The organism is Bradyrhizobium sp. CIR48 (assembly GCF_014198315.1).
Lineage (GTDB): Bacteria > Pseudomonadota > Alphaproteobacteria > Rhizobiales > Xanthobacteraceae > Bradyrhizobium.
The window spans coordinates 421,908-447,650 of sequence record NZ_JACIHG010000008.1; the positions used below are offsets into that span (position 1 = coordinate 421,908).

The following is a 25,743-nucleotide window of genomic DNA, read 5'->3' on the forward strand; positions in this document are numbered from 1 at the left end:
GAGGCAGGAAGCAAGAGCGCGCTCAGACGCTAAGGCGCGATCGCCAGCCGATACGCCCGCGTCGCATTCGCACCAAACGCCTTGTCCCGCAGCTGCGGGCCAAGCTGCGCCAGACAGGCTTCCAGCGCGCTCTTGATCTCGCCATAGCTCCCCGCAAGCAGGCACACCGGCCAGTCCGAGCCGAAGATCAGCCTGTCTTCGCCAAAACACCTCGCGGCGTGCGCGACGAACGGAAACAGGCGTTCCGCATCCCAGTCGTTCCAGACCGCTTCGGTCGCAAGCCCTGAGATCTTGCACCAGACATTGCCGCAAGCTCCAAGCGCGGCGATGCGATCGGCCCACTCGGCGCTGCCGCCGTCGGCGATCGGCGGTTTGGCCGCGTGGTCGAGCACGAACCGCGCTTGCGGAAAGGCCTGCGCGGTTGCGATCGCCGACGGCAGCTCGCGGGCGCGGACGAGGAAATCGTAGGTGAGGTCGCGGGCGAACAATGCGGTGAGGCCGCGCTGGACGTCCTCGCGCAGCAGCCAATCGGGATCGGCTTCATCGTGGACTTGGTGGCGAATGCCGACCAGCTTGCCGCCGCCGGGTGAAGCGCGAAGCCGATCAAGCGTTTCGCCAAGCGTACCATCCGTCAGATCAGCCCAGCCGACCACACCAACGACGAAGGGATTTTCGTGCGCAATGCGCAAGAATTCCTCGGTCTCCTCCAGCGCGGAGCGGCATTGCACCACGATGCTGGCGCCGATGCCGTTCGCTTTCAACAGCGGGGCGAGATCGGCCGGACCGAAGGCACGGCGGATCGGCGCCAGCTCGTCCGCTGCCATCCAGGGATAATCGGCGCGCGCCGGGTCCCAGAAGTGCTGATGGGCGTCGATGATCATGCCTTACGCCCCGCCCGGCAGCGGCGAGCGCGCATCGACGAGGTTCCGTGCCCGCAGCTCCTGCCAGAACGCGCCCGGCACCGCACTCTCCGACATCGCGATGTTGTCGGAAACTTCCGCGGCGTTGCGCGCGCCCATCACGGCGACCGTGACGGCCGGATGCGCCATGCAGAACTGGAGCGCGGCGGCTTTCAGCTCGGTGCCATGCTTGCGGCAGAGCGCGTCGAGCTCCAGCGCTCGCGCCACCAGCGTTGCGTCGGCGTCCTGATAATTGAACTTCGCACTGGTGTGCGGATTGGCCAAAATGCCGCTGTTGTAGATGCCGCCGAGCAGGATGCCGATGTTCTTGGCGGTGCACAGCGGAAACAACGCGTCCAGCGCCCCCTGGTCGAGCAGCGTGTAGCGCCCGGCCAGCAGGAAGCAGTCGACCGGCACGGCCTCGGCGAAACGGACCTGCATCTCCGACTGGTTCATGCCGGCGCCGATCGCCTTGACGGTGCCGTCCTCGCGCAAGCGCTGGAGCGCGCGAAAGGCACCATTGACCGCCTCGTCATAGTGATCGTCGGGATCGTGCACCAGGAGGACGTCGACACGGTCGAGGCCGAGCCGGCCCAGGCTCTCCTCCACCGATCGCAGCACGCCGTCATGACTGAAATCGAACACGGGCCGCTCGCGCGGCGTACCCTTATAGTGCTCGTCCTCGGCGGCGCCGCCATCGGGCGCGCGCAGCAGGCGGCCGACCTTGGTCGAGATGGCGTAAGAGTCGCGCTTCTGCTGTCGCAGGAAGGCCCCTAATCGCCGCTCGGCGAGGCCGAAGCCGTAGAGCGGCGCGGTATCGAAGAAGCGCACCCCGAGCGACCAGGCGCGCGCGATCGTCGCTTCCGCATCGGCATCGCTGACCGGGCTGAACAATCCGCCGAGCGGGGCGGAACCGAGACCGATTGAAGTGACGTCGAGCGAGCCGAGCCGCGACCGTTTCATTCCCATCGCCTTGTCTTCATTCCAACAGTCCAGATCATCTCCCCCGCTTGCAAAAATCGCAAGCGGGGGAGGCATGCAGGAGCGCGGGGCTGGCGGACGCTCCTACTTCAACATCTGCGCGACGTTGTCCTTGGTGACGAGGTCGAGGCCGGTGTAGACGATCTCCGGCACCTTCTCGCCCTTCTTGATGGCGAGCAGCGTGTCCATCGCCTTCTCGCCCATCTCGAACGGACGCTGGCCGACCAGCGCGTTGGCGTAGCCGTCGCGCAGCAGCTCGAGCTGCATCTTCAGCGTATCGGCGACGACAAGCGTGAACTTGCCGGAATCGATGTCCTTCTTGTTCCTCGACGCGAAGGCCTTGAAGCCTTCAGGGGCGAACATCGGCCAGCCGCCGATCGGAACGATCGCGGCGAGATCCGGCGTTGCGGTGCGCATATCCGTCATCTGCTGAACCGCGAGTGCCGGATCGTCGTTGCAGAAGGTCGGGGAGCCCGCGACCTCCGTCCATTTCGAGCCCTTCAGCGCCTCACGCACGCCGTCGACACGCTCGGCGAGGTTCTTGGCGCCGGGGCCGCCCGAGACCATGGCGTATTTGCCGCCATCGGGCCGCATCTTCACGAGCTGCTTGCCGAGCGCGACGCCGAACTCCTTGTTGTTGGTGCCGATATAGGCGATGCGTTTGGAGCCCGGCGCATCGGCATCGAAGGTGATGACCGGAATGCCGGCAGCCGTCGCCGCCTCGATCGACTTGGTCATGGCCGCGACGTCGGCGACCGAGATGGCGAGACCGTCGACCTTCTGCGTGACGAAGTCCTGGATGATCTGGGCCTGCGTCGCCGGCTCATGCTCGACCGGTCCCTTGTAGATGCACTCGATATTGCCGAGTTCCTTGGCGCGCTTCAGGCAGCCGTCGCGCGCGAAGTCGAAGAACGGATTGTTCATCGCCTTGGGCACGATGACGAAGCGGTAGTTCGCGGCCAACGCCGGCGTTGCCATCATTGCGACGGCGATGCCGGCAAGAAGAAGTTTCCTCATTGTCTCCTCCACCCTTCTCTGGCGCCCGTCCTCTTTGAAACGTCCGGGAAGCGGACAGGCGGCATCTTCGTTGTTTTCCCGGAACGACGTCACCTTCAGCTCATCCGCGAGCGGATCCGGTCGACCAGCACGGCCAGGATGATGATCACGCCCACCAGCGTCTGCTGCCAGTAGGAGGAGACCTGCGCCAGCACGAGGCCGTTTCGGATCACCTCCAGCAGCACGCAGCCGACGATGGCCCCGAGCGGACCGCCGATGCCGCCGGCGAGGTTGGCGCCGCCGATCACGGCCGCCGCGATCACGTTGAGCTCGTAGGACGTCGCCATGTTGGCGGGCGCCGATCCGAGCCAGCCGGAGATGATGATGCCCTGGAGGCCTGCGGCGAGGGCGCAGATCACATAGACCTCGATCTTCACCCGCACGACCGGGATGCCGGTCAGCTCCGCCGCCTTCTCGTTGCCGCCGAGTGCGAAGACGTGGCGGCCGAACGAGGTGTGATGCAGGACCACGGCCATCGTCAGTGCGAGGATCACGAGATAAATGAAAGGCACGGGCACGCCGAGCACGTCGCCCGAGGTGAGCGCGTAGAAACGATCGGCATCGGGCCCGCCCGGAAAGCTGCCGCGGCCGTTGGAGACGACATAGCCGAGCCCGCGCACGATCGAGAGCATGCCGAGCGTGGTGACGAAGGGCGACAGGCCGAGCACGGCGATGCAGAAGCCGTTGACGAGGCCGGCGATCAGCGCGACGCCGAGGCCGGCGAGGATCGAGATCAGCAGGATCAGGCCCGGCACGTTGGCAATTACGGTCTTGCCGTCGGCCGCCAGATGCACGAACAGCGCGCCCGCCGGCGAGCCGGGCGCCGACAGCTCGGTCATCACCATCGAGGTGATCATGGCCGAGAAGCACATCATCGATCCCACCGACAGATCGATGCCGCCGGTGATGATGACGAAGGTGACGCCGAGCGTCGCAATGGCGATGAAGGAAAAATTCTTCGCCACGTTCTGCATATTGCCTTCGGTGAAGAAATAGGGGCTGGCGAAATGCATGATCACCAGCAGCACCGCGAGCGCGAGCAGCACGTAGCCGGTCTGGGAGGCGAAGATGCCGCGCTGCCACCATCTGATTCGGCCGACATTGGTGAAGCTGATCGGGGATTCCATGGGCATGGCCATCACGCCGCCTCCTTCGCGCCGGTGATGAGCGCGGTGACTTCCTCTGGCGAGGTCCGGTGGATCGGCTTGTCGGCCCGCTTCTCGCCGCGGCGCATGACGATGACGCGGTCGCAGACCGCGAACACGTCGGGCATGCGGTGCGAGATCAGCATCACGGCGACACCCTGCTCCTTGAGCCGGTGGATCAGGCCGAGCACTTGCTCGACCTGGCGCACAGAGATCGCGGCGGTCGGCTCGTCCATCATCACCAGCCGCGCATTGGAGAGCCGCGTCCGCGCGATCGCGACCGCCTGGCGCTGGCCGCCCGACATCTGCTTGACGAGATCGTCGGGGCGCGTCTCCGAGCGCAGCTCGCCGAACAGCTCCAGCGCGCGCGCCGCCATCGCCTTGTGGTCGAGCAATGCGATGGGCCCGAACCTGCGCTTCAGCTCGCGGCCGAGGAACACGTTGGCCGCCGCCGTGAGATTGTCCGATAGCGCGAGGTCCTGGTAGACGACCTCGATGCCGACGGCGCGGGCATCGACCGGCCGGTTGAAATGAACCGCGTTGCCGGCAAAGCGGATCTCGCCGTGGCTGGGGCGGAAATTGCCGGCGATGATCTTGACTAGGGTCGACTTGCCGGCACCGTTGTCGCCCATCAGGCCGACCACCTCGCCCGGCATGACCTGCATGTCGACGCCATGCAGCGCGCGGATCGCGCCGAACTCCTTGCCGATGCCGGTCAGCTCGAGGACCGGTGTCGCGTCAGCGTTTGCCATCAGCAGCCTCGCTCAGACATAGCGGTTGACCAGGGATTCCAGATATTCCTGCCGGCCCGAGCGCGGCTGCGGGTCGAAGCCGGGACGGAGCGCGCGATCGGCGAGATCGGCGAGCGAACGCTGACCGCCGAGAATGGCCCGGCCCTCAGTGCCGGCCCATCCCTCGTATCGCTCGGTGAGCGGCGCCGTGAGGGCGCCGGCATCGAGCATGTCGGCGGCGGCGAGGAACGCGCGCGCGCAGGCATCCATCGAGCCGACATGGGCGTGGATCAGATCGTCCGGGTCGATCGACTGCCGCCGGATCTTGGCGTCGAAATTGAGCCCGCCGGTGGTGAAGCCGCCACGGTTCAGGATCTCGTGAAACACCAGCGCCAGCTCCGGGACGTTCATCGCGAACTGGTCGGTATCCCAGCCGAGCAGATCGTCGCCGCGGTTGACGTCGAGCGAGCCGAACACGCCGAGCGCCTCGGCCAGCGCGACCTCGTGATGGAAGGAATGGCCGGCGAGGATGGCGTGGTTCTGCTCGATGTTGAGCTTGACGTCCTTCAAGAGATCGTAGCGCGCAAGGAAGCCGTAGCAGGTGGCGACGTCGAAATCATATTGATGCTTGGTCGGCTCCTTGGGCTTCGGCTCGATCAGGATCGGCCCCTTGAAGCCTATTCTGTGCTTGTGCTCGACCACCAGCGAGATGAAGCGGCCGAGCTGGTCGAGCTCGCGCTTGAGATCGGTGTTGAGCAGCGTCTCATAGCCCTCACGCCCGCCCCACAGCACGTAGTTCTGGCCGCCGAGCCGGTGCGTCACCTCCAGCGCGGCGCGGACCTGGCCGGCGGCATAGGTGAATATCTCCGGGTCCGGATTGGTCGCCGCGCCCGCCATGTAGCGGCGATGCGTGAACAGATTGGCGGTGCCCCAGAGCAGGCGCACCTTGCTCGCGGCCATCTTCGCTTCGAACAGATCGGCAATCGCATTGAGATTGGCGACGGACTCGGCGAGCGAGCCACCTTCCGGCGCGGCATCGACGTCGTGGAAGGTGAAGAACGGCACGTCGAGCAGGCGAAACAGCTCGAAGGCGATATCGGCCTTGGCCCGCGCCTGCGCCATCGCGTCACCGCCCTGGTGCCACGGCCTCAGGAAGGTCTCGCCGCCGAAGGGATCGCCGCCCGGCCAGCAGAACGAATGCCAATAGCAGACCGCAAAGCGCAGATGATCTTCCAGCCTGCGGCCGTGCACGAGGCGGTCCTTGTCGTACCAGCGGAACGCGGGCGCCTGTCCCGCGTCCTTGCCGGCGAAGGCGACAGGTGTGGTTGCATCGAAGAATTTGGCTGACGCGTTCACTTAAGGAGACTCCTTCAATGCGGGATAAAGCTCGCGCCATCGCCGGTAGGCCTCGTCATAGGCCTCCGTGACGGATGCGCGGGGCGTGAAGCTCGCGAGCCGCCGCGGGCGGGTGCAGACCGCTGCGGGTCTCTCGCCGGTCACAGCGAGCCGGCCCAGCCTGGAGGCACCGAGGGCCGCCCCCACCTCGCCTTCCTCGACGCGGTGAACGGGAATGCCGAGCACGTCGGCACAGATCTGCGCCCACAGCGGGGAGCGCGAGCCGCCACCGACGAGATCGAGCGCGGCAACAGGTCCGCTCGCCGCGCTCAGCGCCGCCAGATTGTCGCGCGCGGCGAAGGCCACGCCTTCGAGCACGGCCTGCACGATCTGCGCTCGCCCGGTCGCACCGCGCAGGCCGACGAAGGCGCCGCTGGCGGCGGCATCGTTGTGCGGCGTGCGCTCGCCGTCGAGATAGGGCAGGAATTTGATCGGGCTCGGCCCATCGACGCGCTCGCCGAGCGGCGCCAGCAGCGCTGGGGCCGGCGTCTCCATCACACCGGCAAGCCAGGCCAGCGAGGCCGCCGCCGAGAGCATCACGCCCATCTGATGCCAGAGGCCGGGCAGCGCATGACAGAACGCATGCACCGCCGAGGCCGGTGCCGGCGCGAAGCGGTCGGTGACGCGGAACACCACGCCGGACGTTCCCAGCGACAGGAACGCATCGCCCGGCGCGATCGCGCCGAGCCCGATCGCGCTCGCGGCATTGTCGCCGGCGCCACCGGCGATGACGACATCCTTCGCCATGCCCCAGCGCTGCGTGAATTCCGGCGCGAGCATCGCGCTCACCTCGCTGCCCTCGACGAGGCGCGGCATGTGGTGAAGATCGAGCCCGGTGGCATGCAGCAACAGCGGCGACCAGCGGCGCAGTCCGACATCGAGCCACAGCGTGCCGGCCGCATCCGACATATCCTCGATCATCTCGCCGGTCAGGCGATAGCGTACATAGGCCTTGGGCAGCAGCACCTTTGCGACGCGCGCGAAGATTTTTGGCTCATGCCGCGCGAGCCACAACAGCTTCGGCGCGGTGAAACCGGGCATCGCGAGATTGCCGGCAATCGCATGCAGCGAGGGGCACCGCTGCTCCAGCACGGCGCATTCGGCCTGCGAGCGGCCGTCGTTCCAGAGGATCGCCGGACGCAGCGGCCGTCCATCCTCGTCGAGCAGCGTCGCGCCATGCATCTGGCCCGACAGGCCGATGCCGCGCACCCGCGCCACCTCGCGTTGATGGCGGGCGGCGAGATCGTCGACAGCACCGATGGCAGCATCGACCCAGGAATCGGGATCCTGCTCGGACCACAGCGGCGCCGGATGCGACAGCGCGAGCTCGCGCGCCGCCGTCGCGAGGATCGCGCCGGCTTCGCTCACGAGCACCGCTTTCACGCCGGACGTGCCGATGTCCAGTCCGAGATACAAATCGTCCTCCTCTTTGCCCTTTTGCGAGGCGCGATCTTGACGTCACGCTCTCCGTCACGGCCCGTTCGATATCCACCTGCCGCTAAGGCAGATTGTCCCGCATCACGATGTCGATCCTGATCTTCTCCTGTTCGCGCAAGATCGGCTCGCCGCGGGCGAGCGCGAGCAGCACGCGCACGGCGGCGCGCGCTTCGTGTCCGGGGTTCTGCGAGATCGCGGCATCCATCACGCCCTGCAGCAGCAGCCGGCGGGTCAGCACGGTGACGTCATGACCGACAAACACGACCTTGTCGCGGCCGGCCTCGCTCAACGCCTCGTTACTCAACGCCTTGGCGACGCCTTGGGTGCCGGCGCCGACGTTATAGAGGCCGACGATGTCGGCATGCTTGCCGAGCAGCCGCGCCAGCACCTGTTCGGAACGATCGTCCTCGTCGCGCCCTTCCAGCACCGGCAGCACGCTGAGGCCGGAAAATTCCGACGCCATCACCTGGTTGAAGCCGAAAATGCGCTCGGCATGGTCGCGCAGGCCCTGCGAGCCCGCGACGATCGCAACCTTGCCGGATCTTTGGCCGACCAGCCGTCCGACCAGCGCGCCGGCGGTGCGGCCCGCCGCGATGTTGTCGATGCCGACATAATGATGGCGGCGCGACGACGGCACGTCCGAAACCAGCGTCACCACCTTGGTGCCGGCATCGACGAGATCGTTGATCGCGGCGCGGACGCCCGGATGATCCAGCGCCACCACGGCGACGCCGTCGTAATCGCCCGACAGCGCCTCCAATGAGGCCGCGAGCACGGAGGGGTCAAACACGTCGGTCGCGACCATCTCGACGCTGAGCCGGCGGGCCGACAGCCAGGCGGACATCTCGCCGAGATAGGCCTCGATCTGCTGCATGAACGGGTTCGGCCCCGAGGGCATCACGAAGGCAAAGCGGCGGGCGCGGCCACGGGCAAGCTCGGCGGCGGCGACGTGCGGCTGGAACGCGTTGCGCTCAATGGCCGCCTGGACGCGCCGCACCGTGTCCGGCCGCACCCCCGGGCGGTTGTGCAGCACGCGATCGACCGTCGCGAGACTGACGCCCGCCTCGCGGGCGATGTCCTTCAGCGTCAGCGCGGTCGCGGTGAGGGTCTCGGCCATCGCTGAAGGTTAGCAGAGGTGTTTTGAGGTACGCAACTCATTTTGAGGATCGTCGCCGCAGCGCCTCGAGTTGCGGTTGTAACCACAGAGGTAAACACGCCCCCAGCCCGAGCCGCGTCTCGCTCGAACCCTGGACGCGCGGCCACCACCGCCTTGCCTGGGTCGGCAAGCGGGTCCAGCCGCTCCCGCAGCCGGCCAGAGCGTTGACCGGACCTGTCGACAGCTACAGGGCCTGCCCTGATCTCACATCTTCCCGTAGGAGGCGCCGCGCCGCGTGATGATGACGTAGCGCGCGTCCTGCCTGGTTTCGTTCTCGAAGATCACCGCGCGCATCACGTCGAAATCCAGGCAATCGCCTTCGCGCAGCCGCACCGCCTTGGCATCGATGTGCACGGCGATCGCACCCTCCAGCATCAGCAGTTGCTGGGTAAAGGCGTTGCGGCCCCAGGGGCTGTACGGCACCCGCGCGCCGGCCGGCAGATCGACGACGATGATCTCGATGCCGCTCGCCGCATCCGTCGGCGAGGCGTGCCGCCTTCGATAGCCGCTGTCGGGATCGCGCCAGTGCGGCTGGTCGGCAAGCCGCACCAGCCGCTCCGGCGGCTTCTCGGCGAGCGCGACGACATCGCTGAGCGACACGTCGAGCGCCGCGCAGAGTCGTCCCAGCAGCGCAGCCGTCGCGCTGCTCTGCGCCCGCTCCACCCGCCCGATCATGGCGCGGCTGACGCCGGAGCGCGCGGCGAGCTCGTTCAAGGTCATGCCGGCCTGCGTCCTCAGCGTCTTCAAGCGGCGACCTATCGCGCGGTCGAGTTTCTGCTGGTCCATTTTTTCCGGTCTTGGCCTTCATCCGAACATGGCCCGGCACAAGGACCACAAGCCGCCGGGCGAGAGCAGCTTAGGGCGAGTAAGCAGTCAACGCCGGGAGCGAGGAGCTAAGATATTGGAATCTCATGCACCGCGAATGCGCGCATTGTCAGGTTGTCGAACGGGACATTTCAATCGGGGAAGCTTGGAGCGGGCGAAGGGAATCGAACCCTCGTATGCAGCTTGGGAAGCTGCCGTTCTACCATTGAACTACGCCCGCTTATGCGCGGCTTGCGCGCCCGTCCTGATTAGCCGAGACGGCGCCTCCCGCCAAGCGGTTTGGCGCAGCCAGCCGGCCGGTTATTAACGTCTTGGCAAGATTTTGGGTGCGTCGGATTGTGGCGGTGTTATGATCGCGTGTCTGGGGAGAGACGTGCACTGAGTGGGGCGTGTGCATGGTGGGGCGTGGCTACGCGATATTCGACACGGCGATCGGACGCTGCGGCATCATCTGGAGCGACACCGGCGTGGTGGCCGTGCAATTGCCGGAGGCGCGGGAGATCGACACCCGCCGCCGCATTTTTGCGATCCATCCCGAGGCGCGCGAGCAGCGCCCTTCCAACAATGCCGAGCTTGCGATCGAGGGCATCGTGAGCCTGCTGCAGGGCAATGATCCCGATTTTTCCGAGGTCAGCCTGGATGCCGGCGGGGTGCCCGGCTTCAACCGGCGCGTCTATGAGTTCGCCTGCTCCATTCCGCGCGGGGAGACGCGGACCTATCACGAGGTCGCCAAGGCGCTGGGCGCTTCAGGCGCGGCACATTCGGTGGCACAGGCGATCGCCAAAAATCCCTACATGCTGATCGTGCCCTGCCACCGGGTACTGGAGGCCGGCAATTACACCGACCGGCTCTCGCCGTATGGCGGGGTGATCTCCAAGCGGCGGCTGCTGGCGCTCGAGGGCGCCCAACCGGTCGCCAGCAAGACGCTGTTCGAGGTGCTGCTCCCCGTTGCTCCGCCGCGCGCGCCTAGCTAGGGCGCGATCATGGTCGCACCCTAGCTTTTTTGAGCATGATCTTATCGGACAACCGCTACACACTTGTCCGGATCATGCCTAGATAGGCGGGATGGACGCGACCACACTGCTGACGTCACAATCGATGATCGTTTCCGAGTTTCGCTGCGACGCGGGACCGGACGACACGCCATTTGCCGAATGCCGCACCGGGCATTCCATTGCCTATGTACGCTCGGGCAGCTTCGGCTGCCATTGCCGCGCCGGCTTCTTCGATCTGGTGGCGGGCTCGATGCTGGTCGGGGCGCCCGGCGAGGAATACACCTGCACGCATGAGCATGTCAGCGGCGATGTCTGCCTGTCGTTCTTCCTCAGCGCGGACATGGTCGATGCCCTCGGCGGGAGGCGCGAGATCTGGCAGGTCGGTGCTACGCCGCCGCTGCCCGAATTGATGGTGCTGGGCGAGCTCGCCCAGACGGCGGCAGATGGCAACAGCGATATCGGCCTCGACGAAGTCGGCCAGATCCTGGCCGGCCGTTTTATCGACGTCGTTTCGGGCAGGGCGCGCAAGCCGGCCACCCCCACCGCCCGCGACCGCCGCCGCGCGGTCGAGGCCGCGCTGTGGATCGACGACAACTCGCATGCCGAGGTCGATCTCGAACAGGCCGCCAAGCAGGCGGGCCTCAGCCCGTTCCATTTCCTGCGGCTGTTCTCGAGCGTGCTCGGAGTCACCCCGCATCAATATCTGGTGCGCTCGCGGCTGCGGCACGCAGCGCGGCTGCTCACCGATGACGACATCGCGGTCACTGATGTCGCCTACGACGTCGGCTTCGGCGATCTCTCCAACTTCGTCCGCACCTTCCACCGCGCTGCCGGCGTATCGCCGACCAAGTTCCGCCAGGCCTCGCGCGGGGAGCGCAGCGTCTTCGCCGAACGCCTCGTCCTCAACTGAGACAGGTCGGCGGAATGGCGGGGTAATAGTCTGTTGACCAGACGGGCGCGTCGTACTGGGCTTACGGCACGCCGCGCGATATTACAACCAAAGAGCGAATCAACGCTCTTTGAGTGCGGCGACCCGGCAGATGAACAGTGCCCCGAGTGATGTGATTGCGGCCACACTGATCGCGCTTGCCGTCGGCCTCGCTTTCATCGCCGGCTGTGCCGTCTATTATGGCCGCCAGATCACCTCGCGCAGGATTCCGATGCAATGGGGCACCGACGGTCAGCCGGCCTGGTTTGCACCACGCCTCATCGGGCTCTGGTTCAGCTTCGGCGTCACGGCCGCCCTCTCCGCGTTCCTGCTCGTCCTCGCCCTTCATGACCCGCAGAAGCTCACGGCCCTGATCGTCGCAACGGTCAGCGTGATCGGAACGAACATGTGGGTTCACGTCTATCACCTGAAACGGGTGATCCGGTGGCAGTCGGAGGTGCCGGCGAGCTAAAGCGCGATGCGATGAGGATGAATCGTCATCGCGCTTTAGTCTATTGTTTGAGCATGATCTTTTCGGAAACCGCTGCGCACTTTTCCGGATCATGCTTTAGCCGGCTACCGAGCGCAAGATTCTCCAAGAGTCGCCCGCCTCACCCCGACTAGGGTTGTCTCCGGCGCGCGCCATTTTCGGCGCGCTTTGCAAATGGAGACGATCATGTACGACCACATCGGACTTCGCGTTGCCGATCTCGACGCCGCCACGCGCTTCTATACCGCGGTGCTGGCGCCGCTCGGTTACGTCCTGTGCTCCAGCGGCGACGGCTATGCCGGCTTCGGGCCGAAGGGCGAGCCGGCGCTGTGGCTGCACCTGAACAAGGGCCGCAAGGCTGACGGCGCACACATTGCGTTCCGCGCCGGGAATCATGACGCGGTCAAGGCGTTCCACAGCGAAGGCCTGAAGAGCGGCGGCCGCGACAATGGCGGCGCCGGGCCGCGCAAGGATTACAGCCCGACCTATTACGCGGCGTTCCTGATCGACCCTGATGGCAACAATGTCGAGGCGGTCTGTGTGTAGAAGCCGCCGCGCACGAGCACTCGTAGGTGGGCAAAACGACTTGTGCGACGTAGTTCGAAGAGCGAAGGCGGAAGCGTGCCCACCAACTGTCCCCGTCAATCCAAATGGTGGGCACTGCGCTACGCGCCTTTGCCCGCCCTACAAAACTGCTTTTGAGGAAACTCCATGGCCTCCATCCACAACGACATCTCCATCAATGCCCCGGCGCGCGACGTCTGGGATGCGGTGCGCGATTTCGGCGCGCTGCATGAACGGCTGGCGCCCGGCTTCGTCACCGCCTGCACGCTCGACGGCGATGCGCGTATCGTCACCTTCGCCAACGGTTCGGTGGCGCGCGAAGTGCTGGTCGATTGCGACGACGCGCGGCGGCGCCTCGTCTATGCCATCAACAATGAGCGGCTGAAGCATTACAGCGCCTCGGTGCAGGTGATCGCCGACGGCGAGCGGAGAAGCCGCCTGCTGTGGATCATCGACATGCTGCCGAACGAGCTTGCAGCCTACGTCCAGGACCAGACCAAGGACGCCGTCGTTGCGATACATAAAGCGTTCCCGCCCGCTGCAGCCTAGCGGCGGCCCACGCGGCTCTGTGAGTTTTTTCACAGAGCTCCGCCCTCGTCAGCCGTAACCATCGCGGCGTGCGTCCGGTTGGCTCCGCTCTCCCGGCGGCGCCGCGAGACGCGAGGAGCATACCATGCGAGGTGCGGACAAGGTGATTTGCCAGGCGGCCGCCGTGCTGCTGCTGTTTTCAGTCGCGAGCTCGCCGGCGAAGGCGCAGTTCTTCGGCGGCGGAGGTGCCGGCGGCGAGGACATGATGACCCAGATGGCCCCGATGCTGGAGATGATGAAGGCGAAGATGGGCAAGCGCCGCTTCGCCATGATGATGCAGACCATGGGCCCAATGATGGGCCGCATGATGGAGAATGGCGGCGGAGGGCTTGGTGGCATGATGGGCGGCGGCGGCCTCGGTGGCCTCGGCGGCGGCAATCTCGGCGGCGGCTTCGGCGCAACCAATTACGGCGGCTACACCCCGATGGCTGGCGGCACCATGCCGGCCGGTTATGGCGGCGTTGGTGGCGGCGACGTCATGGGCATGCTCGGTGGTGCCGGAGGCGGCGACATGATGGCGATGATCCCGCAATTGATGCGGCTCGTCAATGTCGGCGGTGGCGGCCATCGCCGCCACAAACATCGCTAGTCGGCAGCGCCCGAGAGAGCCGGCCTGATCGCAGCCTTGCTCGCGCGCGGGTCCCAACGCGTCAGCACCACGCTGGAGAATGAGAGCAGGCCGAGCACGACCATCGAGCTCGCGGCCAGCCAGAAAAAGCTCTGTGCGGTGGCTTCGTGCGTCGACAGCCACCAGCCGGCCGCCGAGATGTAGATCAGCCGCGCCGTCTGCGCCAGCACCGGCCCGATCACCTTGGCCGCGCCTTGCGATGAGAAATACATCGTCGTGGCAATGCCGAAAAAGGCGTAGAACGGTCCGACCGTCGAGAGATATTGATGGCTCGCCGCGCGCACGGCCGCGCTATCGGTGAAGATGTTGATCCAGAGATCGGGGAACATCGCAACGACGCATGCCGGCGCGCCGACGGCCACGAAGGCGGCAGCACTGGCGATCCAGGCGACGCGCCGTGCGCGCGCGATGTTGCCTGCGCCGATTGCCATGCCTACCATCGGCACGCAGGCGATGCCGAACGAGAACGCGATCGAGGTCAGCAGGAATTCCAGCCGCGCGCCGATGCCGTAGCCGGCGAGGATCGTGGTGCCGAACTTCGCCAGCATGTGGGTGAAGATCGAGATCGTCAGCACCGATTGCAGCGGCGAGAAGCAGGCGATCGCGCCGACCTTCAGGATGTCGAAAAACATCGCCCACTGAATGCGCAGGCCACGCAGCTTTGGTGTAACCCGGGCGCGGCCGGAGAACAGGTACCAGCCCATGATGCAGATATTCATGGAATAGGCGATCAGCGCGCCGGCCGCGACGCCGCGCATGCCGAACTGCGGCACCGGCCCGAGCCCAAGGCCCAGCGTGCCGCCGAGCACGATCTGCCAGGCCGCCGAATTGAGGATCAGGAACGACGGCAGCTTCATGTTGCCGGTGCCACGCAGCACGCCCGCCATGGTGTTGAGCAGCCAGGGCAGCACGGCGCCGCCGAAAAATACCTGCGTGTAGGCGACCGCATGAGTCAGCACATCGCCGCGGCCACCAAGCATTTCCAGCACCCGCGGCCCGAAGATCAGCATGCCCAGCATGAAGACGAGACCGAAGCTGATGCCGATCAAAATCGCATGCATGGCAAGCGTGCCGGCGCGCTCGCGATCGCCGGCACCGAGCGCGCGTGCAATGGCGGACGCCACCGCCCCGCCCATGGCGCCGCCCGACATCGTCATGGTCAGAATGATTGTCGGAAACACCAGCGCCATCGCCGCCAATGCCTCGACGCCGAGCCGGCCGATATAGGAGGTCTCCGCGATCACCGTACAGGTGCCGGCCGAGAGCGCGATCACGTTGGGCCAGGCGAGGGAGAGCAGCGTGCGCAGGATCGGCCCGTCTACAAGCGCGCTTCGCACCGGCCGCGGGGGCGGCGGCAGCGGACGCTCTTGCTCATCGACCGGGATTTCGGCGATGTCGGACATGTCCTCTCCGGGGCACGGGGCGCCATTTGCGGCGCGGCAATGCGTAGCTGTGCCAATTATTTTCTTCGCGCAGAAGGCGCGGCGAGAGGCTTGTTAGCACGGCCCGCAGCGATTTCTCCTGCGCCAGTTGCAGGCGTGCCCTGCGGCAGCGCATTTCAGCCCGTGAAATTGCGGCTGTTGTTCTCCCTCTCCCCGCACGCGGGGAGAGGCGAAGCGCGCGGCGGCGCCATCGCCTATTCCACGGTCCAGACCAGCGGCGGACGGCCGCCAGCAGCAGTGCGCATGTGCACGCCGGTGTACCGCCCGCATCCCGCAGCCAGGCCTTCGAACAATCCCTCCAGGACCTTAGCGCAGGCGCCGTGATAGTCGGCGACGTCGTCCATCAGCTTCCAGCTCTGCTGGCGGATTTCGAACGTGCCTTCGGATTGCGAGGTCTCGGCCGTGTCATCCTGCGCCGCGAACAGCGCGTTCAGGAACGACGCGAATTCGCTCGCGCCGCCGCGGCTCATCGCCAGTGCCGTCGCGACCTCTTCGAAATATTGCATGCCGATCAGCTTGCCGGTGAGGTGCAGCAGATAGCCGGCGTCTTCCGGGCCAAACAGCTGCACCATCACGGGCGCGGCGGTGCGGACATATTCCATCGCGTAATTGCGGTAGGCTTTTTCGAGGCGCGGTTTCGGCCAGCTCGCAACCGGCAAAGCCGGCGCAGTCTTCGCATCGAACAGCGGCGCTTCGAGGTGGCGCGCGAACACCAGGCGCTGATCAAGTTCTAGCGGATGATCGTATTGGCAATAATAGCCTTCCAGCCCATCCTGGCCGTCGACGCTCTGCTTGGTGCAGACGAAGCCGAGCCTGAGATCGCCGAAGGCAACGCCATTATTGGCGTGCCATCCCCGCAGCATCGCGCGGGAGACCTCGCCCGGCACGCCGCAGATCGCCGTGCCTTTCCAGATCCAGCGCGGCGGCGGATAGCGGATCCAGGCCTTGGCGTCGCTCTCATACATGTATTCGACGTGCACGCCGCCGATCCAGTTGGAGAGATAGTGATATTGCGCGGCCGCCACCGCCGGCGGCAGATGATCGATCCCGAGCTTCCTAAGCCCGGGCAGGAAGCGCTCCTGCTGCTGGCGGCGGAATACGCGGAAGACGAACTCCGCTGCATCCGCAGTGCCGCGCCGCGTGACGACGGTGAGGATGAGGCCGGTGAAATAGGCGTGGTAGAGGTCGGCGACCGCCCGCCAGCGCTTCCATTGGGCTTCCTGCGCTGCGTCAGCTGCGGCGGTCATTCGTTTCGCTCCCGATCGTTGTTGCGATCGAGTGTGTCACCGCGCCTTCCGGCAGGCAACATGACGCCCGTGCAGAGCGCCCTGCGCGGCCACCCGTCAATTCCGCATCACGAAGTTTGCTGCGGTGGCGTCTTGGCCGCGCGCTCTCGCTCGACCCGTTCGGTGACATCGCGCGCCATCGCGACCGATCCCAGGACGGTGCCGCCGAAATCCCGCACCAGTGCGAACGTCATCTCGATGTAGAGCTTGCGCCCGCTCTTGTGCAGCGCGCGGGTCAGGGTCGGCCTGCCCGCAAGCTTCATGCTGCCGCTGGCCAGCGCAGCTTCAAAGCCCTTCCAGTGCGCGGCGCGCAGATGCTCGGGAATGATCAGGTCGAGATTCTGGCCGAGCGCTTCCGTCGCGGAGAAGCCGAACAGCGCCGCCGCTGCACGGTTCCACCGCATGATCGTGCCGGAGCGATCCGAATAGATCAGCGCATCCGCGACGTCGTTGAGGATGTTTGCGTCGACCTCGGATTGATCGGTCATGTCACCACCTCGTGTGGACTGTAGCCCGGATGGAGCGAAGCGTAATCCGGGATCGTGCCACAAGCGAGGGTGTCCCGGATTGCGCTTCGCTCCATCCGGGCTACGGAATTACACCCGAAAATGCTTGCTCAGCTTCAGGCCCTGGGCCTGGTAGTTCGAGCCGATGCGCTGGCCGTACATCGCGTCGGGACGGGCCAGCATCTTCTCGTAGACGAGGCGGCCGACGATCTGGCCGTGCTCGAGGATGAACGGCACTTCGCGCGAGCGCACTTCCAGCACGGCGCGCGCGCCTTGCCCGCCCGCGCCGGCATAGCCGAAGCCGGGATCGAAGAATCCGGCATAGTGCACGCGGAATTCGCCGACCAGCGGATCGAACGGCACCATCTCTGCGGCGTAATCGGGCGGCACCTGCACGGCTTCCTTGGACGCCAGGATGTAGAACTCGCCGGGATCGAGGATCAGGCTGCCGTCGGGGCGGGCCGAGATCGGCTCCCAGAAATCTTCCACCGCGTAGCCGGAGCGACGATCGACGTCGACGACGCCGGTGTGGCGCTTGGCGCGGTAGCCGACGAAGCCGTTTGCCTTCTCGCCGGAGAGATCGACGGAGACGGCGACGCCGCCCGAGAGATCAGCATCGTCGATGTCGACGAGGCGCTCGGCGGCATGCAGGCCATCGAGCTCGTCGGCGTTGAGGATGGCGTCACCGGTGCGGAAGCGCACCTGCGACAGACGCGAGCCCTCGCTGACCAGCACCGGAAACGTCTTCGGGCTGATCTCGGCATAGAGCGGGCCGTGATAGCCGGCGCCGATCATGTCGAAGCGGCGGGTGCCGTCGGCGATGACGCGGGTGAAGACGTCGAGCCGGCCGGTCGAACTCTTCGGGTTCGCCGCCGCGACGATCTCCGGCGGCAGCGCGAGGCTCTCCAGCAGCGGCACGATGTAGACGCAGTTGGTCTCCAGCACGGCGCCGTCGGCGAGGCTGAACTCGTGCAGCTTCAATTCGTCGATGCGCTCGGCGACGGTGGCGCCGGGACCGGGCAGGAAGCTGGCGCGGACGCGATAGGCAATGTCGCCGAGACGCAGATCAAGGCTCGCCGGCTGGATCTGGCTCTCGACGAAGTCATAGGCGGGCAGGATGAGCCCCGCCGCCGCCATCGCCGCGATCATGCGGTCGGGCAGGATACCATTGGCGTCGGGCGCAACCGTGAACGTCAACCGGGGGTCCTCATGGGGTCAGATGCATCCGGACATGCCGGAAATACAAGTCTTTTACGGCTATCCGATGGACGCCTTGACGGAAAGGGCATTGCGGAATATGAGCATCACTTATCCCGTGGTGATTTGAGCCGGCCGGCTTGCAGCCACGTTAAATAAGTCGCTAAACAGGCCGGGGACCTCTGTGATCCCGGCCCGTGGATATATCCAGGCCGGTTTTTTTGTGACCGTTTTCGACGAGACGGTCATGTCGGAGGTACCTATGTCGAAGTCGACCACCAACTACCGTCCCGAAACCCGCCTGGTCCATTCCGGCACCCTGCGCTCGCAATATGGCGAGACGTCGGAGGCGCTGTTCCTGACCCAGGGCTACGTCTACAACAGCGCCGAGGAGTGCGAGGCGCGGTTCAAGGGCGAGGATCCCGGCTTCATCTATTCGCGCTACTCCAATCCCACCATCGCGATGTTCGAGCGCCGCATGATCGAGCTCGAAGGCGCCGAAGCCGCACGCTCGGCGGCGACCGGCATGGCCGCGGTGACGACGGCGATCCTGGCGCCACTCAAGGCCGGCGACCACGTGGTGGCCTCGCGCGCCCTGTTCGGCTCGTGCCTCTACGTCGTCCAGGACCTGCTGCCGCGCTACGGCATCGAGACCACGCTGGTCGACGGAGCCAATCTCGATGAATGGCAACGCGCGGTGAAGCCCAACACCAAGACGTTCTTCCTGGAGAGCCCGACCAACCCGACGCTGGACGTGCTCGACATTCCCGGGATTGCCGAGATCGCGCACAAGGGCGGCGCGCGACTCGTCGTCGACAACGTGTTCGCGACCCCGATCTGGCAAAGCCCGCTCGCGCTCGGGGCCGACGTCGTGGTCTATTCCGCGACCAAGCATATCGACGGCCAGGGGCGCTGCCTCGGCGGCATCATCCTGTCGTCGGAAGCCTTCATCGCCGAGCACATCCACAATTTCATGCGCCAGACCGGTCCGTCGATCTCGCCGTTCAACGCCTGGGTCCTGCTCAAGGGCCTGGAGACGCTGGGCGTGCGCGTGCGCGCGCAGACCGATACCGCCGCGCGCATCGCCGACGTGCTGGCGAGCCATCCGAAGATCTCGCGACTGGTTTTCCCGGGCCGCGCCGATCATCCGCAGGCAGCATTGGTGAAAAAGCAGATGCGCGGCGGCTCGACGCTGGTCGGCTTCGAGGTGAAGGGCGGCAAGGCCGCGGCGTTCCGCGTGCTCAATGAATTGAAGCTGGCGAAGATCTCCAACAATCTCGGCGACGCCAAGAGCCTCGTCACGCATCCGGCGACCACGACGCATCAGCGTCTGAAGCCGGAGGACCGCGCCGCGCTCGGCATCAGCGAAGGGTTCATCCGCTTCTCGGCGGGGCTCGAGCATGCCGACGACCTGATCGAGGATCTGACTGCGGCGCTGGAGAAGGCGTGAGGCGAAGCGAGATCTCGTAGGGTGGGCAAAGCGAAAGCGTGCCCACGTCTTCTTCCTTCGTATCACTGAGCGATAGTGGGCACGGCGCTTTGCGCCTTTGCCCACCCTACGGCAGCGTGCCTACATCGGCCGATACGTCCGCACATCCCCCGGCACGTTCACGCCCAGCTTGATCTGCCCCACCGAGCGGATGATGTCGTCGCCGAGCAGCTGGGCGAAGCAGGCATAGCCCCAATCGTTCATGTGCAGACCGTCGGCGATGACGAAGCTCTCGACCGGAATCGACTGGTTCTCGTGCCAGTCGCGCATCACCTCGAAGCGCGGGAAGATGCCGACGTGACGAAGCTCGGCGACCTTGCCGAGCAGCTTCACCATCTTGCCGGCGCTTTCGCCGCGCTGGTTGACGGCCGGCGAATATTGCGGATCGACCAGCACGATGTCGGCGCCGCCGGCGGCCTGGATGCGGCTGATGCCGTCCTCGACCAGTTTGGCGGTGTCGCCGGGATCGAGATTGCGCAGCACCGCGTTGGTGCCGACCTGCCAGATCACGAGATCCGGATGCACGTCGATCACCTGGGTCTGGAGGCGCTTCATCATCTCGGGCGCATCCTCGCCGCCGACGCCGGCATTGACGACGGTGATGTCGGCGGTCGGATAGTGTCGGCGCAGCTGGGCGGCGAGACGGTTCGGATAATTGAACTCCGGCGAGCTCGCGCCGAATCCTGCGGTCGACGACGAGCCGAACGCGACGATGAGGACGGGCTGGCCGGCGACGAGCTTGCCCGCGACATGCGGCAGCGAGCCCATCGCCTTCGAGCCGCCCTTCGGCGGCAGGCAGGGCACGCGGTTGAAGACGTCGCCGGCGGATTTGGCGACCTGCTTCACCTTGTCGATGGCGCGCGCGGTGATGCCGCGCTGCTCGGGCGAAGTCACGGCAACGGTGGTCTGGGACGGCGAAGCGGGAGCGGGATCAGCCGACTGCGCCGGTGCTTGTGTCGCCTGCGCGGCTTGGGTCTGCGCATGGGACTGCGGGGCCGGCGCCAGCAACAACAGCACTGCTGCTGCAGGCGCGGTCAGCCATGCCGTCAGGCAAAAAGGGCGGAGAGAACTCATTAACACTAGACCTCAATTTTGCTGCTGGGCCGGCTCCAGATGGGCTGCGTCGATCACGAACTGTGCCAACGCCCGGCCAAGGCAATCATGAACCTGCTTCGCCAGTTCGGGCCCGCGGGACGGGCTGAACAGGTCGAACTGACCCTGATCATTCCACTGCCGCATGATCGTGAAACGATCGAACAGCGGAATATCATGCTCCTGCGCCACGACGCGCATATTATCGAGAAACGGTTGGGCCGAGATCATCGTTTCGGTACGCGGGCTGTACTGCAAATTCATCAAGACGACGTCGGCCCCTGCCTTTTGCAACGCAACAACCCCCTCGGTGACGGCGCTGCGAAATTCGTCGGGATCGATGGATCGGATGGCATCCACGGTCCCGGTCTGCCAGACGACCAAAGTAGGCGTTTTTGCTTCCATCAGCTTAACGAAGGTCGAGGCGGCCTCCTCCGCCGTTCGCTTGCTCTGTATTTCTACGGAGACGTGCACCGCTTCCGACGGCGGCAGCTTTTCCTTCAGAATCGCTTCCATGCGCGCCGGATAGGAGCTGCCCTCCGAGGATGGAATCGTGGTCGAGCGGCTGCCGATGACCAGGATCTCGAGCGGCTTGCCGGCCTTGACGGCCTCGGCGACCTTGGGAAGCTGGCTTTCACTGGTAAGCAGATAAGACGGCAATTCGCACGCAGGCGCGGTGGCAGCGCCAGACGCAGCATCGCCCGCGCGCGCCACAGGCGCGGCGAGGCTACCGCATAGCAGGACCAGGCTCAGGAGAACCTTCGCCGTCATCAGCCCCCTCCCGCCAGATCGGCGTTGCCGACGGCGTTTTTGGTTTTCGCACCGCTCTTGTCAGCCACGCGCTTGTACCACGAAATCACCCAGGCCACGCCCCACATGATCAGGACCCCGGAGAGACTAATCAGCGCATGCATGGCTGCGCCGCCGGAGACTTCGGCGAGAATGAAATGCCCGGCGAAGGCCAGGAAGACGCCGAGGCAGAAGATCTCGAGAGAATGCTGGCCACATAGAATCAATGGTCGTAACCAGCGCGATTTCAAGCCCGGCCAATCCCGGGGTAGGAAGCGTACGGTGAGCGCGGCCAGCGCCAGGAAATGCGTGAAGCGCAGCACGTCGAGATCGGTCTTGTCGATCGGATACATCCACTTCTCGACCCGCTTCGGCATGAATTGGGAGAGCTGCGGCACGTACCAGGTCAGCGTCACGTAGAACGCCGCGGCGAGGTATGCGATCGCGATCCACATTGTCACGGGCGAAGCCAGGATACGCGACATCCGTCGCGCACCTCCGAGCGCGCACCATGCACCGAAGACGAACAGCAATTGCCAGGCGAAGGGATTGAAGGCCCAGAAGCCGTTAGGATAGGCCGACAGGTAAAGATCGTATTCCCAGGTGACCGCGTAGAGCGCGACCGAGAGGCCGAGCGTGACGTCGGGACGCCATTTCATCGACCACAGGATCAGCGGCAGCGCCAGCATCAGCACGATGTAGAGCGGCAGCACGTCCATATTGACGGGGCGGAAACGCAGCAACAGCGCCTGCACGATGGTGACGTCGGGCTGCTTGAGGAAATCCATGATGCCCATCTCTTCGGTGTAGAGCGGGTTCTCGAACCTGGTCGCGACATAGGAGATTTCGGCGAGGAAGATCGTGAACAGGAAGACGTGGGCGACGTAGATCTGCCAGACCCGGCGCAGGATGCGCGCGGTGGCGATGACGACGCCGCTCTCCAGCATCGCCCTTCCGTAGACGAAAGCGGCGGTGTAGCCGGAGATGAAGATGAAGATCTCGGTGGCGTCGCTGAAGCCGTAATTGCGGATCGTGAACCAGGTCAGCAGGCTCGGCGGCAGATGGTCGATGAAGATCAGCCACAGCGCCAGCCCGCGAAACAGGTCGAGCCGGAGCTCGCGCTCGCCGATGGCAGGCAGCGTGATGGCCGGCGCGGTCGCGCGCGGCTTCGCCCCCGCGGGCTTGCTGTCCCCAGGCGTGCTGTCTACAGACTTGCTGTCTACAGGCTTGGCGTCTGCAGGCTTGGCGGTTCCCGCGATCGTCGATCCCGTCACATGGTCGGCAATGGTCATCGGGGCCTAGAAACCCTTCCGCAAATCGCGACGTTGAGGAGTGTACCGGTCCGGTCGTCATCTCGCAAAGCGGCCGGATCACGTCCGGGTGTCATTCCCCTCGAATTCTGGCGGGACGATGTCGCCAAAGCCGTCTCCGGCGTTTGGTTCCAGCGCCGGATTTCGGTATGATAGCAACCATGTACCGCGCCGTGACCCGCCAGATCGAAGTGACCGTCGAGCCGAACTTTGTTCCGGAGCAGTCGTCGGCCGACCGCTCCCGTTACTTCTGGTCTTACACCATCGTCATCGTCAATTCGGGCGAGGAGACCGTGCAGCTCAAGACGCGGCACTGGATCATCACCGACGCCTCCGGGCGCCAGCAGGAGGTGAAGGGCGAGGGCGTGGTCGGCGAGCAGCCGATCCTGGCCCCCGGCGAGCGCTTCGAATACACCTCCGGCGTCCCGCTCTCCACCGCCTCCGGCTTCATGACCGGCCGCTACCAGATGGTCACCGAAAGCGGCGAGCGCTTCGAGATCGACGTGCCGGCGTTTTCGCTGGACAGCCCGGACAATAAGAGGGTGTTGAATTAGGGCCTCGCTCTCGTGTCCCGGACGCGCTGCGGCACTAGTGACGCTGCGCAGCGTCCGGGGCACGAGATCGGAGGGGCGCACGCATTGCGATGCTCCGATGCAGATCCCAGCGGCGCTGCCGTAGGGTGGGCAAAGGCGCATAGCGCCGTGCCCACGATCTCTTTCCATCAACAACAAGGCGTGGGCACGCTGCGCTTTGCCCACCCTACGATATCGAGTTTGTGGCACGCAGCTCAGCTCACGGACATGCCTCTTCGGCCTCGCGGCTTCATTCGCCCGAGCTTTGCTTGGTCTCGCTGCCCTCTAATCCAAGAGGGCGCAGGGAAGGCCGGGTGCCGGCTCGCACCCGCGGTCCGCTGCGCGAAATGCACACGCAGGAAGAACCGCACAGCAGCATACAGGTGGTGCCGATCACTCGGCCTTCCCTGCGCGATGGCTGGACGGCTTATGCCGTGATCTCCCGGGAGCCGACCATTCCTTCTGGCCTCCCTCGCCCCGCGAATTTGGATGATGCAGTCTGCCCGGTTGGGCTCGCTCGCACCTTCGCAAGGACTTGACCGTGGCAACGACGGCCTGGACCACACGGTTTTGCCGTACGCGCGTTCGCTGGTCACCACATTATCTCCCGGCCTTGTCGACGTTGCCGAAAGAATGTGGCGAGACGAACTGAACAGCGCCGCTCATCTACACGCGGTTTCGGGCTCACAGGGACTACCCGCCCTGCCCGCACCTCTCGTGCCGACGCTGCCGCGTCCACCGCAAGCCCGGCTCGCGACAGTGACGACCACATAGTCGCCCCTCTTGGGTGAGCCGGGATGGACGGCACATACGCCGAAACCGAATTTCGGTAAAGTGGAATATTTTTAGCGAAGCGGATTGACAGAGCGCGACACAGGGCAGGCGCCGTAGGGTGGGCAAAGCGAAGCGTGCCCACGTCTTTCGCCGCCGTCGAGCGCTCGTGGGCACGGCGCAAGTAGGCCTTTGCCCACCCTACGAGAGCTCGCTACGCGCCTTCGACGCCCGCCTCGTCCGGCGTGAAATCATACACCGAGCTGCAGAACTCGCAGGTGACGACGACCTTGTCGTCCTTGACCATGGCGGCGCGGTCGTCGGGCGAGAAGCTCTTCAGCATCGCGGCGACCGCATCGCGCGAGCAGGAGCATTGCGCCTTGAGGACCATCGGATTGAACACGCGCACGCCGCGCTCGTGAAACAGGCGGAACAACAGCCGCTCGCCGGAGAGCTCGGGATCGATCAGCTCGACGTCCTCGACGGTCTCGATCAGCGAACGCGCCTCGACCCAGGCGTCGTCTTCGGCAACGCTGTGCACCTCGACGCCATCGGGGGCATCGCCGGGATGCAGATCGGCCTGCCGCGCGCGCTCCGCCGCCTTGGGCAGAAACTGCATCAGCATGCCGCCGGCGCGCCAGCGATGCTTGCCGCCGTCGTTGGAGCGCCACTCCTCGCCAACCGCGAGGCGCACGCGCGTCGGGATCTGCTCGGAGCGCAGGAAATATTCGTGGGCGGCGTCTTCGAGGCTGCCGCCGTCGAGCGCGACCAGACCCTGGTAGCGGCTCATGTCGGGGCCCTGGTCGATGGTCATGGCGAGATGGCCGCGGCCGAGCAGCGTGCCGGAATCTTTGGTATCGCCGAGACGCGCGGCATCGAAGCGCGCATAGGCCCGCAGGCGATCCGGCGCCATGTAGTCGACGACCAGGAACGACACCGGGCCGTCGGTCTGGGCCTGCAGGATGAAGCGCCCCTCGAATTTCAGCGCCGAGCCGAGCAGCGTCGTCAGCACGATGGCCTCGCCGAGCAGCTTGCCGACCGGCGCGGGGTAATCGTGCTTGGTCAGGATCTCGTCGAGCGCCGGGCCAAGCCGCACCAGGCGCCCGCGCACGTCGAGCGCGTCGACCTCGTAGGGCAACACGGCGTCATCGATCGGAACCGCTGATGGCGCGCGAACCGGGCCTTCGGGGCCGGCTTTCATCTGAGGGGATTGGGAAACCATGGGGCGTTATCTGGGGTCGGTCGGTGGGAAATGGAAGGGGCGCGGGGTGGTGGGTTCGGGGGCGATAAGGTTGCACAACGTTGCGGCAAATTCGATGTCGTCCCCGACAAGCGTAAGCGCAGCTCCGGGGCCCATAACCACAGGATGCGGTTTGGCGAAGACCGCTCGCCTCCGCCAGCCTGCCACAAGAGAGATTCCGCGGTATGGGTCCCTGCGTTCGCAGGGACGACAGTTGTGTGTGAGGCGACC

Annotated in this window: 25 protein-coding genes, 1 tRNA gene and 1 riboswitch; of the genes, 8 read left to right on the forward strand and 18 right to left on the reverse strand. The window is 65.7% G+C overall.

Translation table 11 applies throughout. The features are described from left to right. Positions 1 to 29: 29 nt before the first annotated feature. The 10 genes from GGD66_RS25855 to GGD66_RS25900 all read right to left on the reverse strand — a co-directional run bounded on the left by GGD66_RS25855 (position 30) and on the right by GGD66_RS25900 (position 9,845). Positions 30 to 881 carry an amidohydrolase gene (locus GGD66_RS25855; protein WP_183259397.1) on the reverse strand — a complete coding sequence of 284 codons (852 nt, stop codon included), beginning with the start codon at positions 879 to 881 and terminating at the stop codon, positions 30 to 32. A 3-nt stretch (positions 882 to 884) separates the two neighbouring features. After that, positions 885 to 1,862 carry an aldo/keto reductase gene (locus tag GGD66_RS25860; protein ID WP_183259398.1) on the reverse strand — a complete coding sequence of 326 codons (978 nt, stop codon included), beginning with the start codon at positions 1,860 to 1,862 and terminating at the stop codon, positions 885 to 887. A 102-nt stretch (positions 1,863 to 1,964) separates the two neighbouring features. Next, positions 1,965 to 2,897, reverse strand: coding sequence for a sugar-binding protein (locus GGD66_RS25865; RefSeq protein ID WP_038973213.1), 933 nt, complete (start codon positions 2,895 to 2,897; stop codon positions 1,965 to 1,967). A gap of 95 nt (positions 2,898 to 2,992) precedes the next feature. Then, the gene (locus GGD66_RS25870) at positions 2,993 to 4,075 is read right to left on the reverse strand and encodes an ABC transporter permease (RefSeq protein ID WP_018320839.1); all 1,083 of its coding nucleotides are present in this window, start codon (positions 4,073 to 4,075) and stop codon (positions 2,993 to 2,995) included. Further along, positions 4,075 to 4,833: an ATP-binding cassette domain-containing protein gene (locus tag GGD66_RS25875; protein ID WP_183259400.1), complete on the reverse strand. Its 759-nt coding sequence runs from the start codon at positions 4,831 to 4,833 to the stop codon at positions 4,075 to 4,077. Before GGD66_RS25875 ends, GGD66_RS25870 begins: the two co-directional genes overlap by 1 nt. A gap of 12 nt (positions 4,834 to 4,845) precedes the next feature. Further along, complete coding sequence (xylA, locus tag GGD66_RS25880; protein ID WP_183259401.1) at positions 4,846 to 6,168, reverse strand: xylose isomerase; 1,323 nt, start codon at positions 6,166 to 6,168, stop codon at positions 4,846 to 4,848. Then, a complete protein-coding gene (gene xylB, locus GGD66_RS25885) occupies positions 6,169 to 7,623 on the reverse strand; it encodes a xylulokinase (RefSeq protein WP_183259402.1) in 1,455 nt (484 codons plus the stop codon). An 82-nt stretch (positions 7,624 to 7,705) separates the two neighbouring features. After that, positions 7,706 to 8,761 (reverse strand): LacI family DNA-binding transcriptional regulator, encoded by a 1,056-nt coding sequence (locus GGD66_RS25890; RefSeq protein ID WP_183259403.1) that lies wholly within the window; start codon positions 8,759 to 8,761, stop codon positions 7,706 to 7,708. A 243-nt stretch (positions 8,762 to 9,004) separates the two neighbouring features. Further along, a complete protein-coding gene (locus GGD66_RS25895; RefSeq protein WP_092251714.1) occupies positions 9,005 to 9,586 on the reverse strand; it encodes a helix-turn-helix domain-containing protein in 582 nt (193 codons plus the stop codon). A 185-nt stretch (positions 9,587 to 9,771) separates the two neighbouring features. Further along, positions 9,772 to 9,845, reverse strand: a tRNA-Gly gene (locus tag GGD66_RS25900). A 175-nt stretch (positions 9,846 to 10,020) separates the two neighbouring features. Here GGD66_RS25900 and GGD66_RS25905 point away from each other — a divergent pair. From GGD66_RS25905 to GGD66_RS25930, 6 genes are all read left to right on the forward strand, one after another. Beyond that, positions 10,021 to 10,599: a methylated-DNA--[protein]-cysteine S-methyltransferase gene (locus GGD66_RS25905; RefSeq protein WP_092251977.1), complete on the forward strand. Its 579-nt coding sequence runs from the start codon at positions 10,021 to 10,023 to the stop codon at positions 10,597 to 10,599. 91 nt (positions 10,600 to 10,690) lie between these two features. Continuing rightward, positions 10,691 to 11,530: a helix-turn-helix transcriptional regulator gene (locus GGD66_RS25910; protein WP_092251713.1), complete on the forward strand. Its 840-nt coding sequence runs from the start codon at positions 10,691 to 10,693 to the stop codon at positions 11,528 to 11,530. A 130-nt stretch (positions 11,531 to 11,660) separates the two neighbouring features. Further along, complete coding sequence (locus GGD66_RS25915; protein WP_018320847.1) at positions 11,661 to 12,020, forward strand: hypothetical protein; 360 nt, start codon at positions 11,661 to 11,663, stop codon at positions 12,018 to 12,020. Between the two features lie 204 nt (positions 12,021 to 12,224). Then, positions 12,225 to 12,584, forward strand: coding sequence for a VOC family protein (locus GGD66_RS25920; protein WP_026202432.1), 360 nt, complete (start codon positions 12,225 to 12,227; stop codon positions 12,582 to 12,584). 165 nt (positions 12,585 to 12,749) lie between these two features. Further along, positions 12,750 to 13,151 carry an SRPBCC family protein gene (locus GGD66_RS25925; RefSeq protein WP_092251712.1) on the forward strand — a complete coding sequence of 134 codons (402 nt, stop codon included), beginning with the start codon at positions 12,750 to 12,752 and terminating at the stop codon, positions 13,149 to 13,151. 124 nt (positions 13,152 to 13,275) lie between these two features. Beyond that, positions 13,276 to 13,779 carry a hypothetical protein gene (locus GGD66_RS25930; RefSeq protein ID WP_183259405.1) on the forward strand — a complete coding sequence of 168 codons (504 nt, stop codon included), beginning with the start codon at positions 13,276 to 13,278 and terminating at the stop codon, positions 13,777 to 13,779. On the opposite strand, the gene GGD66_RS25935 is transcribed toward GGD66_RS25930, so the two are convergent. From GGD66_RS25935 to GGD66_RS25950, 4 genes are all read right to left on the reverse strand, one after another. After that, positions 13,776 to 15,221: an MATE family efflux transporter gene (locus GGD66_RS25935; RefSeq protein WP_092251710.1), complete on the reverse strand. Its 1,446-nt coding sequence runs from the start codon at positions 15,219 to 15,221 to the stop codon at positions 13,776 to 13,778. The two genes, GGD66_RS25930 and GGD66_RS25935, sit on opposite strands and share 4 nt — an antisense overlap. Positions 15,222 to 15,454: 233 nt before the next feature. Further along, a complete protein-coding gene (locus GGD66_RS25940) occupies positions 15,455 to 16,507 on the reverse strand; it encodes a hypothetical protein (protein ID WP_183259406.1) in 1,053 nt (350 codons plus the stop codon). A 107-nt stretch (positions 16,508 to 16,614) separates the two neighbouring features. Continuing rightward, positions 16,615 to 17,034, reverse strand: a complete 420-nt coding sequence (locus GGD66_RS25945) for a PAS domain S-box protein (protein WP_092251708.1) — start codon at positions 17,032 to 17,034, stop codon at positions 16,615 to 16,617. 108 nt (positions 17,035 to 17,142) lie between these two features. Next, a complete protein-coding gene (locus GGD66_RS25950) occupies positions 17,143 to 18,249 on the reverse strand; it encodes a 2'-deoxycytidine 5'-triphosphate deaminase (RefSeq protein WP_183235660.1) in 1,107 nt (368 codons plus the stop codon). 108 nt (positions 18,250 to 18,357) lie between these two features. Further along, a riboswitch (SAM riboswitch) is annotated at positions 18,358 to 18,437 on the forward strand. A 74-nt stretch (positions 18,438 to 18,511) separates the two neighbouring features. Between GGD66_RS25950 and GGD66_RS25955 the strand changes: the two genes are divergently transcribed. Continuing rightward, positions 18,512 to 19,699, forward strand: coding sequence for an O-succinylhomoserine sulfhydrylase (locus tag GGD66_RS25955; RefSeq protein WP_183259428.1), 1,188 nt, complete (start codon positions 18,512 to 18,514; stop codon positions 19,697 to 19,699). A 120-nt stretch (positions 19,700 to 19,819) separates the two neighbouring features. Here GGD66_RS25955 and GGD66_RS25960 read toward each other — a convergent pair whose 3' ends face one another. From GGD66_RS25960 to GGD66_RS25970, 3 genes are read right to left on the reverse strand one after another with little or no spacing between them, the layout of a single operon-like run. Beyond that, complete coding sequence (locus GGD66_RS25960; RefSeq protein WP_183259407.1) at positions 19,820 to 20,812, reverse strand: SGNH/GDSL hydrolase family protein; 993 nt, start codon at positions 20,810 to 20,812, stop codon at positions 19,820 to 19,822. A 12-nt stretch (positions 20,813 to 20,824) separates the two neighbouring features. Continuing rightward, the gene (locus GGD66_RS25965) at positions 20,825 to 21,601 is read right to left on the reverse strand and encodes an SGNH/GDSL hydrolase family protein (protein WP_183259408.1); all 777 of its coding nucleotides are present in this window, start codon (positions 21,599 to 21,601) and stop codon (positions 20,825 to 20,827) included. Beyond that, on the reverse strand, positions 21,601 to 22,911 hold the full coding sequence (locus tag GGD66_RS25970; RefSeq protein ID WP_183259409.1) for an OpgC domain-containing protein: 1,311 nt from the start codon (positions 22,909 to 22,911) through the stop codon (positions 21,601 to 21,603). Before GGD66_RS25970 ends, GGD66_RS25965 begins: the two co-directional genes overlap by 1 nt. A gap of 179 nt (positions 22,912 to 23,090) precedes the next feature. On the opposite strand from GGD66_RS25970, the gene apaG reads away from it, so the two are divergent. Next, on the forward strand, positions 23,091 to 23,483 hold the full coding sequence (gene apaG, locus GGD66_RS25975) for a Co2+/Mg2+ efflux protein ApaG (protein ID WP_026202434.1): 393 nt from the start codon (positions 23,091 to 23,093) through the stop codon (positions 23,481 to 23,483). Positions 23,484 to 24,486: 1,003 nt separating this feature from the next. Here the strand turns inward: apaG and GGD66_RS25980 are convergent. Next, positions 24,487 to 25,494 (reverse strand): Hsp33 family molecular chaperone, encoded by a 1,008-nt coding sequence (locus GGD66_RS25980; protein WP_018316917.1) that lies wholly within the window; start codon positions 25,492 to 25,494, stop codon positions 24,487 to 24,489. Between the last annotated feature and the right edge of the window lie 249 nt (positions 25,495 to 25,743).

What these genes read in the sequence shown, in the direction of transcription:
- GGD66_RS25940 (WP_183259406.1), bottom strand. Translation starts at nt 16,507, where the DNA reads ATGACCGCCGCAGCTGACGCAGCGCAGGAAGCCCAATGGAAGCGCTGG.
- apaG (WP_026202434.1), top strand. Translation starts at nt 23,091, where the DNA reads ATGTACCGCGCCGTGACCCGCCAGATCGAAGTGACCGTCGAGCCGAAC.
- GGD66_RS25905 (WP_092251977.1), top strand. Translation starts at nt 10,021, where the DNA reads ATGGTGGGGCGTGGCTACGCGATATTCGACACGGCGATCGGACGCTGC.
- GGD66_RS25925 (WP_092251712.1), top strand. Translation starts at nt 12,750, where the DNA reads ATGGCCTCCATCCACAACGACATCTCCATCAATGCCCCGGCGCGCGAC.
- GGD66_RS25945 (WP_092251708.1), bottom strand. Translation starts at nt 17,034, where the DNA reads ATGACCGATCAATCCGAGGTCGACGCAAACATCCTCAACGACGTCGCG.
- GGD66_RS25970 (WP_183259409.1), bottom strand. Translation starts at nt 22,911, where the DNA reads ATGACCATTGCCGACCATGTGACGGGATCGACGATCGCGGGAACCGCC.
- GGD66_RS25960 (WP_183259407.1), bottom strand. Translation starts at nt 20,812, where the DNA reads ATGAGTTCTCTCCGCCCTTTTTGCCTGACGGCATGGCTGACCGCGCCT.
- GGD66_RS25865 (WP_038973213.1), bottom strand. Translation starts at nt 2,897, where the DNA reads ATGAGGAAACTTCTTCTTGCCGGCATCGCCGTCGCAATGATGGCAACG.
- GGD66_RS25965 (WP_183259408.1), bottom strand. Translation starts at nt 21,601, where the DNA reads ATGACGGCGAAGGTTCTCCTGAGCCTGGTCCTGCTATGCGGTAGCCTC.
- GGD66_RS25870 (WP_018320839.1), bottom strand. Translation starts at nt 4,075, where the DNA reads ATGGCCATGCCCATGGAATCCCCGATCAGCTTCACCAATGTCGGCCGA.
- GGD66_RS25855 (WP_183259397.1), bottom strand. Translation starts at nt 881, where the DNA reads ATGATCATCGACGCCCATCAGCACTTCTGGGACCCGGCGCGCGCCGAT.
- GGD66_RS25915 (WP_018320847.1), top strand. Translation starts at nt 11,661, where the DNA reads ATGAACAGTGCCCCGAGTGATGTGATTGCGGCCACACTGATCGCGCTT.
- GGD66_RS25890 (WP_183259403.1), bottom strand. Translation starts at nt 8,761, where the DNA reads ATGGCCGAGACCCTCACCGCGACCGCGCTGACGCTGAAGGACATCGCC.
- GGD66_RS25875 (WP_183259400.1), bottom strand. Translation starts at nt 4,833, where the DNA reads ATGGCAAACGCTGACGCGACACCGGTCCTCGAGCTGACCGGCATCGGC.
- GGD66_RS25935 (WP_092251710.1), bottom strand. Translation starts at nt 15,221, where the DNA reads ATGTCCGACATCGCCGAAATCCCGGTCGATGAGCAAGAGCGTCCGCTG.
- GGD66_RS25920 (WP_026202432.1), top strand. Translation starts at nt 12,225, where the DNA reads ATGTACGACCACATCGGACTTCGCGTTGCCGATCTCGACGCCGCCACG.
- GGD66_RS25980 (WP_018316917.1), bottom strand. Translation starts at nt 25,494, where the DNA reads ATGGTTTCCCAATCCCCTCAGATGAAAGCCGGCCCCGAAGGCCCGGTT.
- GGD66_RS25910 (WP_092251713.1), top strand. Translation starts at nt 10,691, where the DNA reads ATGGACGCGACCACACTGCTGACGTCACAATCGATGATCGTTTCCGAG.
- GGD66_RS25930 (WP_183259405.1), top strand. Translation starts at nt 13,276, where the DNA reads ATGCGAGGTGCGGACAAGGTGATTTGCCAGGCGGCCGCCGTGCTGCTG.
- GGD66_RS25860 (WP_183259398.1), bottom strand. Translation starts at nt 1,862, where the DNA reads ATGAAACGGTCGCGGCTCGGCTCGCTCGACGTCACTTCAATCGGTCTC.
- GGD66_RS25955 (WP_183259428.1), top strand. Translation starts at nt 18,512, where the DNA reads ATGTCGAAGTCGACCACCAACTACCGTCCCGAAACCCGCCTGGTCCAT.
- GGD66_RS25895 (WP_092251714.1), bottom strand. Translation starts at nt 9,586, where the DNA reads ATGGACCAGCAGAAACTCGACCGCGCGATAGGTCGCCGCTTGAAGACG.